The sequence below is a fragment of the Bradyrhizobium sp. genome, from assembly GCF_030697065.1.
Lineage (GTDB): Bacteria > Pseudomonadota > Alphaproteobacteria > Rhizobiales > Xanthobacteraceae > Bradyrhizobium.
In genome coordinates, this window is the sequence record NZ_JAUYQU010000057.1 from 29,741 (window position 1) to 46,621 (window position 16,881).

Annotated in this window: 13 protein-coding genes; 12 read left to right on the top strand and 1 reads right to left on the bottom strand. The window is 64.6% G+C overall.

Features of this window, described 5'->3' with window-relative positions; translation table 11 throughout:
• The first annotated feature begins 137 nt into the window (after nucleotides 1–137).
• The 9 genes from Q8R73_RS04200 (at nucleotide 138) to Q8R73_RS04240 (ending at nucleotide 12,090) form a co-directional block, all read left to right on the top strand.
• Nucleotides 138–1,589, top strand: coding sequence for an aldehyde dehydrogenase (locus tag Q8R73_RS04200; protein ID WP_305718290.1), 1,452 nt, complete (start codon nucleotides 138–140; stop codon nucleotides 1,587–1,589).
• Nucleotides 1,590–1,978: 389 nt separating this feature from the next.
• Complete coding sequence (locus Q8R73_RS04205) at nucleotides 1,979–3,052, top strand: efflux RND transporter periplasmic adaptor subunit (protein WP_305718279.1); 1,074 nt, start codon at nucleotides 1,979–1,981, stop codon at nucleotides 3,050–3,052.
• Nucleotides 3,053–3,091: 39 nt separating this feature from the next.
• Complete coding sequence (locus tag Q8R73_RS04210; RefSeq protein ID WP_305718280.1) at nucleotides 3,092–3,772, top strand: ABC transporter ATP-binding protein; 681 nt, start codon at nucleotides 3,092–3,094, stop codon at nucleotides 3,770–3,772.
• On the top strand, nucleotides 3,769–4,929 hold the full coding sequence (locus tag Q8R73_RS04215) for an FtsX-like permease family protein (protein WP_305718281.1): 1,161 nt from the start codon (nucleotides 3,769–3,771) through the stop codon (nucleotides 4,927–4,929). Before Q8R73_RS04210 ends, Q8R73_RS04215 begins: the two co-directional genes overlap by 4 nt.
• A 2-nt stretch (nucleotides 4,930–4,931) precedes the next feature.
• Entirely contained in the window at nucleotides 4,932–6,119 is a 1,188-nt protein-coding gene (locus Q8R73_RS04220) for an ABC transporter permease (RefSeq protein WP_305718282.1), read from the top strand.
• A 349-nt stretch (nucleotides 6,120–6,468) separates the two neighbouring features.
• Nucleotides 6,469–8,502: an ABC transporter ATP-binding protein gene (locus Q8R73_RS04225; protein WP_305718283.1), complete on the top strand. Its 2,034-nt coding sequence runs from the start codon at nucleotides 6,469–6,471 to the stop codon at nucleotides 8,500–8,502.
• 94 nt (nucleotides 8,503–8,596) lie between these two features.
• The gene (locus tag Q8R73_RS04230) at nucleotides 8,597–10,186 is read left to right on the top strand and encodes an ABC transporter substrate-binding protein (protein ID WP_305718284.1); all 1,590 of its coding nucleotides are present in this window, start codon (nucleotides 8,597–8,599) and stop codon (nucleotides 10,184–10,186) included.
• 57 nt (nucleotides 10,187–10,243) lie between these two features.
• Nucleotides 10,244–11,200, top strand: coding sequence for an ABC transporter permease (locus tag Q8R73_RS04235; protein WP_305718285.1), 957 nt, complete (start codon nucleotides 10,244–10,246; stop codon nucleotides 11,198–11,200).
• Nucleotides 11,197–12,090: an ABC transporter permease gene (locus Q8R73_RS04240; RefSeq protein ID WP_305718286.1), complete on the top strand. Its 894-nt coding sequence runs from the start codon at nucleotides 11,197–11,199 to the stop codon at nucleotides 12,088–12,090. Before Q8R73_RS04235 ends, Q8R73_RS04240 begins: the two co-directional genes overlap by 4 nt.
• Nucleotides 12,091–12,122: 32 nt before the next feature.
• Here the strand turns inward: Q8R73_RS04240 and Q8R73_RS04245 are convergent, their stop codons facing one another.
• On the bottom strand, nucleotides 12,123–12,671 hold the full coding sequence (locus Q8R73_RS04245) for a cupin domain-containing protein (protein ID WP_305718287.1): 549 nt from the start codon (nucleotides 12,669–12,671) through the stop codon (nucleotides 12,123–12,125).
• Nucleotides 12,672–12,882: 211 nt separating this feature from the next.
• On the opposite strand from Q8R73_RS04245, the gene Q8R73_RS04250 reads away from it, so the two are divergent.
• The 3 genes from Q8R73_RS04250 to Q8R73_RS04260 all read left to right on the top strand — a co-directional run bounded on the left by Q8R73_RS04250 (nucleotide 12,883) and on the right by Q8R73_RS04260 (nucleotide 16,604).
• Complete coding sequence (locus Q8R73_RS04250; protein WP_305718291.1) at nucleotides 12,883–14,163, top strand: aspartate aminotransferase family protein; 1,281 nt, start codon at nucleotides 12,883–12,885, stop codon at nucleotides 14,161–14,163.
• A 73-nt stretch (nucleotides 14,164–14,236) separates the two neighbouring features.
• Nucleotides 14,237–15,502, top strand: a complete 1,266-nt coding sequence (locus tag Q8R73_RS04255; protein ID WP_305718288.1) for a D-amino acid dehydrogenase — start codon at nucleotides 14,237–14,239, stop codon at nucleotides 15,500–15,502.
• Nucleotides 15,503–15,578: 76 nt separating this feature from the next.
• Nucleotides 15,579–16,604: a histone deacetylase family protein gene (locus Q8R73_RS04260; protein ID WP_305718289.1), complete on the top strand. Its 1,026-nt coding sequence runs from the start codon at nucleotides 15,579–15,581 to the stop codon at nucleotides 16,602–16,604.
• Nucleotides 16,605–16,881 lie beyond the last annotated feature (277 nt).

A 16,881-nucleotide genomic window follows, 5' to 3' on the forward strand; every position in this document is an offset into this window, starting at 1 on the left:
GCTATCTGATCGAGAACGGCAGGATCGTCGGCAGCGGCACGGCGCAGGCGCTGCAGTCCGACCCCGCGGTACGGCGGGCCTATCTCGGCGGCATCGAAACCGGTGCGAAGCCTGAAAATCATGGAGAGGAAACCGCGATGAACAAGATCAACCTGTTGCTTGAAAACCAGGATGTCGAGGCGATCGACGGCGTCACCTTCGAACGCCTCAACCCGATGACGGGCGAGGTTGCCACCCGCGCGGCGGCGGCAAAGATCGCCGACGTCAAGCGCGCCGCCGACGCGGCCGCCGCGGCGTTTCCGGCATGGTCGGCGACCGGCCCGAGCCAGCGCCGCATGATCCTGCTCAAGGCCGCCGACGTGCTGGCGAGCAAGACGCCGCAATTTATCGAATTGATGGCGGCGGAAACCGGCTCCACCGCCGGCTGGGCCGGCTTCAACGTCCATCTCGCCGCCGGCATGCTGCGCGAGGCGGCGTCGATGACGACGCAGATTTCCGGCGAGGTGATCCCATCCGACAAGCCCGGATGCATCGCGATGGCGATCCGCCAGCCCGCCGGCGTCGTGCTCAGCATCGCGCCCTGGAACGCGCCTGTCATCCTCGGCGTGCGCGCGATCGCGCTGCCGCTGGCCTGCGGCAATACCGTGGTGCTCAAGGCGTCCGAAATCTGCCCCGGCACCCACCGGCTGATCGCGGAATGTCTACGCGAGGCCGGCCTGCCGCCTGGCGTCCTCAACGTCATCACCAATGCGCTGGAAGACGCGCCGGCGCTGATCGACGCGCTGATTTCCCATCCCGCCGTGCGCCGCATCAACTTCACGGGCTCGACGCGGGTCGGGCATATCATCGCGCAGACCGCCGCGAAATATCTGAAGCCGGTGCTGCTCGAACTCGGCGGCAAGGCGCCGCTGCTGGTGCTCGACGATGCCGATCTCGATGCCGCGGTCGCAGCTTCGGCCTTTGGCGCCTTCATGAACCAGGGGCAAATCTGCATGTCGACCGAACGGATCGTGGTCGACAACAAGGTCGCCGATGCCTTTGTCGCCAAACTGGCCACCAAGGCGGAAACGCTGGTGGCCGGCGATCCGCGCAAGGGCAATACCGCGCTCGGCTCCCTGATCGGTGTCGAGGCCGCCAGCCGGCTTCAGGGCCTGATCCAGGATGCGATCGGGAAGGGCGCGCGCGTCGTGGCCGGCGGCAAGGTCGACGGCACGCTGATGTCGGCGACGGTGGTCGATCATGTGACCTCGACCATGCGCATCTATGGCGAAGAGTCGTTCGGCCCCGTGGTCTCCATCGTCCGCGTCAACGGCGTCGACGAGGCGGTGCGGGTCGCCAACGATACCGAATACGGATTATCGGCCTCGGTGTTCGGACGCGACATTGCGCGTGCGCTCGATGTCGCCAAGCGGATCGAGTCCGGCATTTGCCATGTCAACGGACCGACCGTGCATGATGAAGCCCAGATGCCGTTCGGCGGCGTGAAGGCATCCGGTTACGGCCGCTTTGGCGGCAAGGCGGGGATTGCCGAGTTCACCGAATTGCGATGGATCACGATCGAGACCGGACCGCAGCATTACCCGATCTGAGGTGTTCCAGGGGCGACTGACCACATGCTTGCCCGTCGAGCCCTCCGCATATCGCCGCATATGGGGGGGAAAGGTATTTATATACCAGATTAGCTGCGCCATCCGCGGCTTGGCGGCGCTGGTCCTGTTGTTCCGTGATGACGGTGGAGCGTAACTCCCGCCCCCAATAGGCCGGAAATTGCCTGCAGTCTTTCGTTAAGACAAATATAACTCCGCCTGAGCGCGCCGAGTGCGATTCATGACCTCGACTGTCGGATCATCGGGGTGATGAGCGTCTTAAAAGTGTGGCGCGACACACCGGCAAATATGAAAGGTATCAAGCAGGCGGGACAAGGTATCACGCAGCGTCCATCAGGGCCGGCGTTCCGAACTGCCTGATCATCGGGGTAATGACGGAAGAAAAGACCAAATTGCTGAAGTCGCTGGCGATCGACCGCAGCGCGAGCGCGGAACCGGTTGCATCCGGCGGCCGGTCCCGCTGGCCGCTCGCGGCGGGCGCTGGCGTTATTGTCATTGCAGCGGCAATGGTGTCCGTATTCGGCTTGCCCGAATTTCACGGCTTTCGTGGCGCCGAACCCGTCGCCGCACCGTCGCCGGTAGCCGTCTCTCCGCAACCGCCGCAGCAAAGCATGGCGAAGAGAGATACCGGAGCGCTGGCCGCGTCCGGATACGTGGTCGCCCGCCGCAAGGCCACCGTTGCCGCCGAGATTACCGGCAAGGTGGTGGAAGTCCTGATCGAGGAGGGCATGACCGTCACCGAGGGTCAGGTGGTGGCGCGGCTCGACAGTGTGCTCGCCGAATCGGACCTGGCGCTGGCGCGCTCGCGCGTCGAAGCGGCGGAGGCGGCAATCGGTGCCATCTCCGCCGATCTGGAGGATGCGACCCGGATACTTTCGCGTGTCAAGACGCTGGCGCAGAAGAATTTTGCAACCGATGCCGAACTGACCAGGGCGCAGGCGCGCGTTGGGGTGCTGAGCGCGCAGCTGCGCCAGTCGCAGTCGCAGCGCGATACTGCGCGGCTCGACGCCGAACGCAGCGCCTCGGTCCTCGACAAGTACATGATCCGTGCGCCTTTCAGCGGGGTCGTGATCGACCGCAGTGCGCAACCGGGAGAAATGATCTCGCCGATGTCGGTGGGCGGCTTCACGCGGACGGGCATCTGCACCATCGTCGATATGGATTCGATCGAGGTCGAGGTCGATGTCAACGAGGCATTCATCGGGCGCGTCGTCGCCGGCGGTCAGGTCAACGCCGTGCTGGATGCCTATCCGGACTGGTCGATACCGGCGTCCGTCATCGCCATCGTGCCGACCGCCAATCGGGAAAAGGCGACCGTCAAGGTCCGTATCCTGTTCGAGCGGAAGGACCCGCGCATCCTGCCAGATATGGCGGTGAAGGTGACATTCCTGCGCGAAGCGAACGCGGGCGCGCTGGCGCCGAACGCAACCGCTTCCGCCAACTGAATTCGATCGGGGAGAACAGAAGTGGCGTCGGAAAATCCAATGGTTGCCCTGGCTGGCGTAAACAAGCGTTTCGTCAAGGGCAAGGAAACGATCACGATCTTCGATCATCTCGACCTCGTCATCCCGCGCGGCGATTTCGTCGCGGTCATGGGGCCGTCCGGTTCGGGCAAGACCACGCTGCTGAACCTGCTCGGCGGGATCGATCACGCCGATGGGGGCGAGGTCCGCATCGCCGACAGCCGCATCGACGGCATGTCGGAGGGCCAGCTGGCGAACTGGCGCGCGGCCAACATCGGCTTCATTTTCCAGTTCTACAACCTGATGCCGATGCTCACCGCTGCGCAGAATGTGGAATTGCCGCTGCTGCTGACCAATCTGCGCAAAAAGGAGCGGGCGAGCCGCGTCCAGACCGCGCTGTCGGTGGTCGGCCTGGCCGATCGCGTCAAGCATCATCCGCGCGAAATGTCGGGCGGCCAGCAGCAGCGCGTCGCCATCGCGCGCGCCATCGTGTCCGATCCGAGCCTGCTGCTGTGCGACGAACCGACCGGCGACCTCGACCGTCAATCCGCCGACGAGATTCTCTCCATCCTGCAGCTGCTCAACAAGGAACTCGGCAAGACCATCGTGATGGTCACGCACGACCCGGCGGCGGCGCGCTATGCGCAGCGGACGCTGCGCCTCGACAAGGGCCAATTCGTCGAACAGGAGCTGGCGGCGTGAACGACTTCGACCTGGTGCGGAAAAACCTGTTCCGCCGCAAACTGCGCGCGATATTGATGATCGTGTCGATCCTGATCGCGTTCATGATCTTCGGCGTGCTCGCCGGATTCTACCGCGCCTTCACGGCCGGCGAGGACCGCGCCGCCGCCGATCGTCTCATCACCGTCAACAAGATCAACTTCACCCAGCCGCTGCCGATCGCCTATTTCAATCGCGTGCGCGCGATGGAAGGGGTGCGGCAAGTGACCTTCGCCAACTGGTTCGGCGGATACTACCAGGAGCCGAAAAATTTCGTGATGTCGCTGGCGATCGAACCGGCGACCTATTTCGATGTCTACCGCAGCGAATTCGAGGTCTCGCCCGAGCAGCTTCAGGCCTTTGTCCGTGACCGCGGCAGCGCGGTGGTCGGTGAATCGCTGGCAAAAAAATGGGGCTGGAAGGTCGGCGACCGTGTGCCGCTTGCGAGCAATATCTTCACCCAGCGCAGCGGCGGGCATACCTGGGACTTCACCATCGCCGGCATCGTCAAGGGCAAGGCGGAGCACGTCGACACCAACTTCATGCTGTTTCAGTACGCCTATTTCGACGAGACCCGCTCGTTCGGCAAGGACACCATCGGCTGGATGATTCTCCAGACCGACTCGCCCGCGAACAACGACCGCGTCGCAAAAGCCATCGATGCGATGTTCGCCAATTCGACCGCGGAGACCTCGACCGATACCGAAAAGGCCTTCGGCAAGGCGTTCGCGGCCCAGTTCGGCAACATCGCCCTGATCGTGTTCCTGGTGGTCGGCGCCGCCTTCGTCACCATCCTGATGATCGTCGGCAACACCATGGCGCTGTCGATACGGGAACGTACCAGGGAGATCGGCGTGCTGAAGACGCTCGGCTTCTCGGGCGGGCGGATTTTGCGGATGGTGCTGGGCGAATCGGTGTTGCTGGCGCTGCTCGGCGGTTTGCCGGGCCTGGCGATCGCCGCGCTGATCACGATGGCGTTGCGCGAAAGCCTGTCCAGTATCGCGCCGGCCTTCGCCGTGTCGCCGGTCATCGCGCTGCAGGGCGTGGCACTGATGATCGCGCTGGGCCTGATCACGGGAATCATTCCGGCGCTCAATGCCATGCGGCTCAAAATCGCAACCGCGCTCGGACGGGGATAATCATGCGCTCGCTCTTGCTGCAGGTCATGGCGGTCACCTCGATCAATCTCAGGAGCATGGGGCAGCGCCGCTGGCTGTCGCTGTCGACCGTGATCGCGGTCGCGCTTGTCGTGGTCGTGCTGCTCGCCTTTCTGGCGATGGCCAACGGGTTCCAGCGCACCATTGCCGGAGCGGGCACCGATGACATCGCCATCGTGCTTCGGGCCGGCTCGCAGGCGGAGATCAACAGCACGGTGAGCCGCGACCAGGTGCGTCTGATCGAGGATGGGCCCGGCATCGCGCGAGGCAGTGACGGCAAGCCGCTGATCTCGCCCGAACTTTATCTCGTGGTCGACGGCCTCAAGCGTTCCACCAGAACCAAGGCCAACCTGCCGCTGCGCGGAATCGGCGACCAGGGCGCGACGCTGCGCAAGGGGGTTGCCATCACCTCCGGCCGCATGTTCAGCCGCGGCAGCAACGAGGTCGTGGTCGGCAAGGCGCTGTTGCGGGAATTCGAGGAGTTCGAACTCGGCAGCACGGTCGCGTTCGGCGCCACACGCTGGACCGTGGTTGGCGTGTTCGAAGCCGGCGGCAGCGTGTTCGAATCGGAGATCTGGGCGGACCTGCCGGTGGTGCAGAGCCTGTTCAACCGCAACAATATCGTGCAGACCGTGCGCGCGCGCCTCACCGCCCCGGCGGCGCTGAACGAGCTGAAGAGCTACAGCGACAACGATCCGCGGCTGAAGCTCGACGTCAAATCGGAAGCCGCCTACTTCGCCGAACAGGCGTCGCAAACCTCGGACCTGATCCAGAAGCTCGGCTGGCCGCTGGCGATCGCGATGGCGCTCGGCGCGCTCGCCGGCGCGCTCAACACCATGTACTCCTCCGTGGCGGCCCGCGCGACGGAAATAGCGACGCTGCGCGCCATCGGTTTCGGCGGCTTTCCGGCCTTCGTCGGCACGCTCGCGGAATCGCTGACGCTGGCGGCGATCGGCGGGCTGCTCGGCGCCGCCGCGACCTATCTGATCTTTGATGGCGTGACGGCTTCGACGCTGGGCGGAAACTTCACCCAGGTGGTATTCGACTTCAAGCTCTCGGGATGGCTGATCGCCGAGGGTGTCGGGCTGGCGCTGGTGGTCGGATTGATCGGCGGACTGTTTCCGGCGATCCGCGCGGCGCGAATGCCGATCGTTGCGGGACTGTACGCGTGATCGTTCGCCCGCGAATGCCTTTGTTCCCGGGCAGGTTGACGGCGCGCGGCGATTCGAAGCGTGAAAACAGCGGCCGGATGGATGGCCCGGCACGGGCCGTCAAGCCCGTAATAATCTTGCCGTAGCGCATTGTGGCCAATAGGATGCCGGTTCGGCCGCCGGCATAATCAAAAAGAACGGCGGCATACCAGGCACTGGAGGGTTCCTGGGCATCGGCAACGACGAAACGACATCGTCGATTTGCGCCGACCCCGCTTCGCGGGCGAGGACGGATCGTGGATGTCGACGAGGCGCTGACGGTGCGGTTTCGGGGGGAAAGCGGTTGAGCGTTGCCGATACGAGCGATGATTTGCGTGCACTGCGGGACGCACGGCCGGAGGTGGCTGCGCCGCTGCTCGAGGTCGATGACCTGCATACCCAGTTCGCCACCGCACGCGGCATCGTTCGCGCGGTAGAGGGCGTCAGCTTCACCGTTGATCGCGGCGAAGTGGTCGCCATCGTCGGTGAGTCCGGGTCCGGCAAGTCGGTAACCGCGCTCTCGATCATGCGGCTGCTGCCGCGCCTCACCGGAAAAATTCCGAAAGGCCGGATCATGTTCGACGGCCGCTCGCTGCTCGATCTCGACGACGAGCAGATGCGCCAGATTCGCGGCCGCGACATTTCGATGATCTTCCAGGAACCCATGACATCCCTGAATCCGATCCTGACGATTGGACTTCAGATCAAGGAGCCGTTGCAAATCCATCTCGGCATGACCGACAAGGAAGCGCAGGATCGCTCCATCGAGCTGCTGCAGCTTGTCGGTATCACCGACCCCGAGCGCCGGCTCGATCAGTATCCGCATCAATTCTCCGGAGGAATGCGTCAGCGGGTGATGATCGCGATCGGGCTGGCCTGCAATCCCAAGCTCATTATCGCCGACGAACCGACCACCGCACTCGACGTCACCATTCAGGCGCAGATTCTCGAGCTGATGAAGAATTTGTCGCGCCAGCTCGATATCGCGCTCATCATCATCACCCACAATCTCGGTGTCGTCGCACGCTACGCCGACCGGGTCCTCGTCATGTATGCCGCGCGCGTGGCCGAGCAGGGGGCGGCCGAAGCGGTGTTCCACGACCCGCGTCATCCCTACAGCATGGGCCTGCTGCGCTCGGTGCCGCGGCTCGACCGCCCGCGCGGCGGCAAGCTGGAAACCATCGAGGGCCTGCCGCCGAATCTGGCGGATGCCTCGACCGCCTGCCGTTTCGCGCCCCGCTGTCCCTTTCGCATCGCGGTCTGCGACCAGGAGCCGCCGCTGTTCGTCACCGATACCGGCAGCCTTTCGCGCTGTCACCGGCACGAGGAGATCGCCTCCGGCAAGATCACCTGGTCGGCCGCCGGCGGCGCCGGATTGAACTTCGCCGCCAACACGACGGCGCCGGTGTTGTCGGTGCGCAACTTGACCAAGAATTTCGCCGCCGCCGGCGGCCTGCGCAGTTCCGCCGGCACGGTGCGCGCGGTGCAGGACGTCTCCTTCGACATCTATCCCGGCGAAACGCTCGGGCTGGTCGGCGAATCCGGCTGCGGCAAGACCACCGTCGGCCGGCTGATCCTGCGCCTGGAAGAGCCGACCTCGGGCGAGATTCATTTCGAGGGCGTCAACCTGTCGACCGCCTCGCCGGCGGAACTCAAGGCGATGCGCCGCAAGGTGCAGGTGATCTTTCAGGATCCGTACTCATCGCTCAATCCGCGCATGACCGTCGGCCAGATCATCGGCGAGCCGCTGCACGTTTACAAAATCGTCGACGGACGCGGGCAGGTCGAGGCGCGCGTCGCCGAATTGCTGGAGAATGTCGGGCTGCGGCCGGAAATGGCCGAACGCTATCCGCATCAGCTTTCCGGTGGACAACGCCAGCGCGTCGGTATCGCGCGCGCGCTGGCGATGGAGCCCTCATTCATCGTATGCGACGAGGCGGTATCGGCGCTCGACGTTTCGATCCAGGGCCAGATCATCAATCTGCTCGAGGAGTTGCAGCGCAAGTTCAAGCTCGCCTTCCTGTTCATCGCCCACGACCTGGCTGTCGTGCGCCACATCTCCGCCCGCGTGGTCGTGATGTATTTCGGCCGGATCATGGAAGTCGCGGACCGCGACACGATCTACGGGGGATCCCTGCATCCCTATACCAGGGTCCTGCTGGACGCCGCGCCGGTGCCGGATCCCTCGATCGAAAAGCAGCGTGAGCCGCGCCTGATCAAGGGCGAACTGCCGAGCCATCTGGCGCCGCCGACAGGATGCGTCTTCAGCACGCGCTGCCCGCAGGTCAGCCAGGAATGCCGGGAGGTGGTTCCGCCCCTCGAGGAAAAGAGACCGGGGCACTTTGCGGCCTGCATCAAGGTCTGACGGCCAGCGCTTGAGAACCGGGAAGACGACCCAATAAACCAAGAAGACGATCACACAGGGAGGATATGCGATGAAGATAACGAGAAGGACGGCCTTGCAAGGTACTGCCGGAGCGCTCGCCCTCGGTTTGGGCGGGTTCAATTTCGACTTCACCAGGGCCACGGCGCAGGCGCCCGCGGTCAAGCGCGGCGGCAATTTGAACTTCGCGATCAGCGCCGAGGCGCCGCATTACGATCCGCACGCCAGCGATACCTACGCCACGCTGCATCTGGCGGCGCCGTTCTATTCGACGCTGCTGCGCTTCAACCTGTCGAAGTTCCCGGCGCTCGAAGGCGATCTGGCGCAGTCCTGGACCGCGGCGCCCGATCTCATGACCTATACGTTCAAGCTGCATCCGAACGTCAAGTTCGCCGACGGCACGACACTCACCTCGGCGGACGTGAAGGCGACCTACGATCGCATGCGCGACCCGCCGCAGGGCGTGGTCTCGACGCGCAAGGCGACCTTCGCCGACATCGGTTCGATCGAGACCCCGGATCCGCTCACCGTCGTCTTCAAGATGAAGGCGGTCAACGCGGCGATGCTCGAACACTTCGCTTCGCCGTGGAACGTGATCTACGCCGCCAAGGACCTCGCCGAGAATCCGGCCCTTCCGCGCACCAAGATCAACGGCACCGGGCCGTTCACCTTTGTCGAGCACGTCAAGGGCAGCCACATCGCCGGCAAGAAGAACGAGAACTACTTCAAGAAGGGTTTTCCCTATCTCGACGGCTTCAAGGGCATCTTCACCCTGCAGGCCGCCGCGATGCTCAACGCCGTGCAGGGCGGGCAGGTGCTGGGCGAGTTCCGCGGCATCTCGCCGGCGGAGCGCGACCGCCTGGTGCAGACCATGGGCGACAAGATCCGGATCGAGGAGTCGAGCTGGACGCTCAATCTTCTGGTCTGTTTCAACGTCGACAAGAAGCCGTTCGACGACGTGCGCGTGCGCAAGGCGCTGCTGATGGCGATCGACCGCTGGGGCGGCAGCCAGGGCCTGTCGAAGATCTCCACGCTGCGTTCGGTCGGCGGCGTCGTTCGTCCCGGCTCGCCCTATGCGACGCCGGAAGCCGAACTGGTGAAACTGCCGGGGTTCTCGAAGGACATCAAGAAATCACGCGAGGAGGCGAAGAAGCTGCTGAAGGAAGCGGGCCATGAAAACCTGTCCTTCGTGCTGTGGAACCGCAACCTCGCGATGCCCTACACGCCGGCCGGAATCTTCCTGGTCGACCAGTGGCGGCAGATCGGGGTTACGGTCGAGCACAAGCAGTCCGACACCGGCGCGTATCTCGCGACCATGAACGCCGGCAATCACGACGTGGCGATCGACTTCTCCAACCTGTTCATGGACGATACCAGCCTCGGTCTCGCCAAGTACCTCTCGGTCACGCGTTCGCCGGAAAACCGCTCGCGTTCGAAGGACGAGGCGCTCGACAAGCTTTATGACGATCACATGCGCGAACGCGATCCGGCGAAGCGCAAGGCGATCGTTCGCGCTTTCGAGAAGCGCCTGTTCGAGCAGGGCTACCAGCAGCCGCTGCTGTGGTGGCACCGCATCGTGCCGACCCACAAGACGCTGATGGGCTGGAAAATGTCGCCGAGCCACAATCTCGGTCAGCAGCTCGAGGACGTCTGGATCAACGCTTAGGCAACAGCCTCACTTGCCTCTCCCCGCCCCGGCGGGGAGAGGCCGCAAAGGGATTCCATGCTTCGCTACACCATCAATCGCGTCCTGCTGATGATCCCGACCCTTATCGGGGTCGCAGTGCTCGTGTTCTTCCTGCTGCGCGTCGTACCCGGCGACATCGTCGAGATCAAGCTGCGGGGCGACGGCGGCAGCGTCACGCAGGAAACCATCGACATGGAGCGCAAGCGGCTCGGGCTGGACCGGCCGCTGCTGACCCAGTTCGGCGACTGGATGGTGGGCATGGCCACGCTCGACTTCGGCAACTCGATGTGGACCGAGCGGCCGGTGGTGACCGAGATCGCCGGCCGCCTCGAACTGTCGCTGCAGGTCGCCATCATGGCGACCTTTGTCGCGGTTCTGCTCGCCATTCCCATGGGGACCATGGCGGCGCTGTTCCGCGACAGCTGGATCGATTACGCGGTGCGGATTCTGACCATCGGCGGCCTGTCAATTCCGTCGTTCTGGTTCGGCATGCTGATCATGCTGACCTTGCTGGCCCTGTTCAACTGGCTGCCACCGATCACGTTCACGCCGATCTATGTCGATCCGATCGCCAACCTCACGCAACTGATCTGGCCGGCTCTGGCGGTCGGCTACCGCTATTGCGCGGTGGTGGCCCGCATGATCCGTTCTTCGCTGCTCGAGGTGATGAACGAGGACTACATCCGCACCGCGCGCGCCAAGGGCGTCTATGAGCGGCTCGTGATCTCGCGGCACGCGCTGCGCAACGCGCTGCTGCCGGCCATCACCGTCATCGGGCTGGAGTTCACCTTCCTGATCGGCGGCCTGGTCGTCACCGAGCAGGTGTTCAATCTCAACGGCATCGGCCAGCTGTTCGTCCAGAGCGTGTCGCGCAACGACTTCACGCTGATCCAGGGCATGGTGATGCTGATCGCCGCCTTCTACGTGTTCGTCAATCTCGTGATCGATCTGCTCTATGCCGTGTTCGATCCGCGAATCCGGTACAACGCATGACGATGGACTCCCCGAGCCTTCCCGCCGTGAAGCCACGTCAGTCGAACGTGTATCTCGACTTCTGCCGCCAGCAGCCGCTTGGCGCCGTGAGTTTCGTCATCATCGTTCTGATGATGTTTGCGGGAATCTTCTCGCCGCTGGTGGCGCCCTACGACCCGCTGACGATCGATTTCGCCTCGCTGCTGGCGCCGCCGTCCGCCGACCACTGGTGCGGCACCGACGCCTACGGCCGCGACATCTGCTCGCGCCTGATCTACGGTTCGCGCACGGCGCTGGTGATCGGCTTTACTTCGTCCTTCGTCGGCTCGACGCTCGGCGCCATCCTCGGCATCGCCTCGGCCTATTTCGGCGGCAGGATCGACGACTGGATTCAGCGTTTCGTCGACATCCTGCTCGCGTTCCCGCTGATCGTCCTCGCGCTGGTGGTGGTGGCGGCGTTCCGCAAGTTCTCGGTGGGCGGTGTCGACGTGAACCTGATTGTCGCCATCGCCATCCCGATCCTGCCGCGCGTCGCGCGCGTGGTGCGCTCGGCCGCGCTGTCGGTGCGCGTGATGCCCTATGTCGATGCCGCGCGCGCCGCCGGCTACTCGCACACCCGCATCATCTTCCGGCACATGGCGCCGAACGTGGTGGCGCCCTATCTCATCATGCTGACCGCCTTCATCGCCCAGGCGATCCTGGCGGAAGCCTCGCTGTCCTTCCTCGGTCTCGGCGTGACCGAGCCGACCGCGGCTTGGGGGCTGATGCTCTCGGGCAACGCCGCCGACTTCTACCGGCAGGCGCCCTGGATGATCCTGTTCCCGGGCATCGCGATCAGCCTGGCCGTGTTCGCCTTCAACCTGTTCGGCGACAGCCTTCGCGACTTCCTCGATCCGCGTTTCAAACTATAGCGGCGCCGGCCGCGTCGCAGTCACCGCTTCCGTCAAAACGTCGGCGGCGTGCAGGCGCTGATCAGTTCGCAGGGGCTGGCGCCGACGCAGCGGAATCGATGCGGCCGGCGGCTCTCGAAATAATAGGCGTCGCCGGGTCCGAGGATGCGGCGCTCGCTGTCCACGGTCACCTCGAGCCGGCCGCTGAGAACGATGCCGCCTTCCTCGCCATCGTGTACCAGCAGGATACGTCCGGTGTCGCCACCCGGTTCGTAACGCTCCTTCAGGATCTGGAGCGCGCGGCCGAACAGATTGTCGCCGACCTGACGAAAGGAGATCTGGCCTTTGCCGATCTCGCTCAACTCGTCGGAGCGGTAGAATGCCTTGCGCGGCCGGTCGGGTTCGAGGGCGAAGAATTCCGCCATTCCCATCGGGATGCCATCGAGAATGCGCTTGAGCGCGCCGACCGAGGGATTCATCTGGTTGGATTCGATCAGCGAGATCGTCGAGTTGGTGACCCCGGAACGTTTGGCCAATTCGCGCTGCGACAGCTTGTTGCGGCCGCGGACGAAACGGAGCCGTTCGCCGACATCGATGCTCATCGTCGCCCCAATGGTTGCGGGTTGGCTGTTGTGAGTGTTGCGGATCGATGGAATATTACCGCTGGAATACAATGAAATCAATGGCTTGGTCTGGGCAAGAAAAGGCCTTGCTGCATTTTCATGAACATGTGTCGATGCGGGCAGCCCGCAGGAGGAGTCGCCCGTGACCATTCATCAGATCCCGAACACCGCCAGCCTCGATTCTTTCTGGATGCCGTTTACGGCCAACCGGCAGTTCAAGGCCGAGCCTCGCCTGATCGCCTCCGCCGAGGGCATGTACTATACCTCGGTCGATGGCCGTCAATTGATCGATGCATCGGCCGGGTTATGGTGCGTCAACGCCGGTCACGGCCGGCGCGAGATAGCGGACGCGGTTCATCGCCAGCTCACAACGCTGGACTACGCGCCGTCATTCCAGATCGGCCATCCCTTGGCGTTCGATTTCGCCGAGAAGCTGGCGGCGGTCGCGCCCGCCGGCCTCGATCGCATCTTCTTTACCAATTCCGGCTCGGAGTCGGTCGACACCGCGCTCAAGATCGCGCTGGCCTATCATCGCGCGGTCGGGCAGGCGACACGTACCCGTTTCATCGGCCGCGAGCGCGGCTACCACGGCGTCGGTTTCGGCGGCATGTCGGTCGGCGGCATGGTCAACAACCGCAGGGCCTTCGCGACGCATCTGCCGGGCGTCGATCATCTGCGCCATACCCACGATCTCGACCGCAACGCCTTCTCCAGAGGCCAGCCCGCGCACGGCGCGGAGCTTGCCGACGATGTCGAGCGTCTGGTCGGGCTGCACGGCGCCGACACGATCGCCGCCGTCATCATCGAGCCGGTCGCCGGCTCGACCGGCGTGCTGATCCCGCCGCAGGGCTATCTGCAGCGCCTGCGGGCGCTGTGCGACAAGCACGGCATCCTGTTGATTTTCGACGAGGTGATCACCGGGTTCGGCCGGCTCGGCGCGCCCTTCGCCACCAACTATTTCGGCGTCACGCCCGATCTCATCACCTCCGCCAAGGGGATCACCAACGGCGTCGTTCCGATGGGCGCGGTGTTTGCGAGCCGCAGGATCCATGATGCGCTGATGACGGGACCGGCCAGCCAGATCGAGCTGTTTCACGGCTATACCTATTCCGCGCACCCGGTGGCCTGCGCGGCCGGGATCGCGACGCTGGAGATCTACCGGAAAGAGGGGCTGCTGACGCGCGGCGCCGAGCTCACCGGGTACTGGCAGGACGCGATGCATTCGCTGCGCGGCCTGCCGAACGTCATCGACGTGCGCGCCATCGGTCTTGTCGCGGGTGTCGAGCTGTCGTCGCGGCCGGATGCCGTGGGAGCGCGCGGCTACGACGTCATGGTCGACTGCTTCAACCGCGGCCTCGTGCTCCGCAACTCCGGCGACTCCCTCGCGCTATCGCCGCCGCTGATCGTCGAGCGCAGCCACATCGACGACATTGCGGCGATGCTGGGCGATGCGTTGAAGCGTGTGGCCTGAAGTTTGCAAAGCTCTTGACCGCCAGTATTTTCGTAGCGATGCGACAGCGGCCACGGCAGGAGCATAGACGATCGTGAAGGTTCTGGTTCTGGGCGGCGGTGTCATCGGCGTGACATCAGCCTACTATCTCGCCAAGGCCGGCCACGAGGTCACCGTGGTCGACCGCCAGGCCGAGCCCGGGCTCGAGACCAGCTTTGCCAATGCCGGCGAGGTGTCGCCCGGCTACGCTTCGCCATGGGCCGGCCCCGGCGTGCCGGTGAAGGCGATCAAGTGGCTGCTGATGAAGCATGGTCCGCTGGTGATCCGGCCCAGGCTCGATCCGGCGATGTGGCTGTGGTTGCTCAAGCTGCTGCGTAACTGCACATCGGCGCGCTATGCCGTCAACAAGAGCCGTATGATTCCGGTCGCCGAATACAGCCGCGATTGCCTGCGCGCGCTGCGCGCGGAGATCGCGATCAAGTATGACGAGCGCAGCCAGGGTACGCTGCAGCTGTTCCGCACCCAGGCGCAGCTCGACGGCACGGCCAGCGATATCGCCGTGCTCGAGCAATATGGCGTGCCGTTCGAATTGCTCGATCGCGATGGCTGCATCGCCGCGGAGCCCGCGCTTGCTACCGCAAAGCCCGAGATCGTCGGCGGCCTGCGGCTGCCGCAGGACGAGACCGGCGACTGCCATGTGTTCACCCAGGCGCTCGCCGTTCACGCCGAAAAGCTCGGCGTCCAGTTTCGTCTCGGGACCACGATCGAGGGGTTGATGGCGGACGCCTCGGGGATCACCGGCGTCGCGACCAGCGCGGGGCTGTTGCGGGCAGATGCCTATGTCATGGCCCTCGGAAGCTGGTCTCCGCGGCTGCTCAGGCCGCTCGGTATTTCGATCCCGGTCTATCCGGTCAAGGGCTATTCGATCACCGTGCCGATTGCCGATTACGATGCGGCGCCGGTCTCGACGGTGATGGATGAAAGCTACAAGGTGGCGATCACGCGGCTCGGCGACCGCATCCGCGTCGGCGGTACCGCCGAAGTGTCAGGCTATTCCGACACGCTGCATCCGGCGCGGCGCGCGACCCTGGATCAGTCGCTGACCGATCTGTTCCCGCGCGGCGGGGTTATGGACCAAGCCACGTTCTGGAGCGGGTTGCGGCCGATGACGCCCGACGGTCCGCCCGTGATCGGCGCAACGCGATTCGCCAACCTTCACCTCAATACCGGTCACGGCACGCTGGGCTGGACCATGGCGTGCGGTTCGGGACGCGTACTGGCGGATCTGCTGTCGGGCCGCAAGCCCGACATCGACGCGGCCGAACTCGCCATGACCAGATACGATCATCGTTTTGGCTGATCCCGGGGGCTGACTCGGAGGCCAGGTGGTGCGACGCTGCCGCACCTGGATCTGTGTCGACCATGGGAGCATCCGCGTGAAGGCTGTCTACAGCGAACTACATCGAAGCCACGATCCGCAATTCTTCCTGGTTCGCGGCGTCGTCAAGCGAACCACCGAGCAACCCGAACGCGCCGACCGGCTGCTGGCGGGGCTGAAGGCCGGCAAGCACGATCTGGTCGAGCCGACCGTGTTCGGGCAGGGGCCGCGGGCCAGGGTGCATAGCCCGGAATATCTCGGTTTTCTCGCCGAGGCATGGGATGCCTGGGCGGCGCTCGGGGATTCAGGTCCCGAGATGATCGCCAACATGCATCCGGTCCGCCATGCCGGGACCTATCCGACTCACATCGTCGGCCGGCTCGGCTGGCACACCGTCGATACGGGCTGTCCGATCGGCCCCGGCACCTGGGCGGCCGTCTGCGCGGCCACCGACGTGGCGACGACGGCCGCCCAACTGGTGCTGGACGGCGAGGACGCGGCTTACGCGCTCTGCCGCCCACCCGGTCATCACGCCTATCGCGATCTCGCAGGTGGGTTCTGCTTTCTCAACAACAGCGCGATCGCGGCGGCGCATCTGCGCCTGAAGCATGAGCGCGTGGCGATCCTCGATGTCGATGTCCATCACGGCAACGGCACGCAGGGCATCTTCTACGAACGGCCTGACGTTCTCACGGTATCGATCCATGCCGATCCAGCCCGTTACTATCCCTACGTCTGGGGCTATGCCCACGAGCGCGGCACCGGGCAGGGGGAGGGCGCCAATCTCAACATTCCGCTGCCGATCGGCACCGGCGATGACGGCTATCTGCAGGCGCTCGGCACAGCGGAGAAGACGATCCGGGCTTTTGCACCCGGCGCGCTGGTGGTGGCGCTCGGCCTCGACGCGTCGGAGCATGACCCGCTCGCGGGGCTCGCCGTGACCACCGACGGATTCCGCCGCATCGGTGCGGCGATTGCGCGGCTGGGGCTTCCCACGGTCCTTGTCCAGGAAGGCGGATACCTGTCGGATATTCTCGGCACCAATCTGACCGCGGCTCTCGCCGGATTCGAAGCGGCTCGCTAATTGCAACCCGATCCCGACGAGCAATGCTGCGCTGTCGTGGCGAGGTTGGCCTGACCCGACGGGATGCGACAAATCAACCCGTCGGGTAGAATTTCGCTTTTCCGGAAACCCGAAACACCGGTATGACTCATCCCATCCTGTTCCTGGGGAAGGGGCGTTGGCCATCGTCACCGAACGTTGGGACAGGATGCGGTGGACGCTAAGGCATCGGGCGCGCGATGGATTGCAGGGCGGGATAAACTCCGTGAGCGATCACAGAACGGGCAGACGAGCGGTG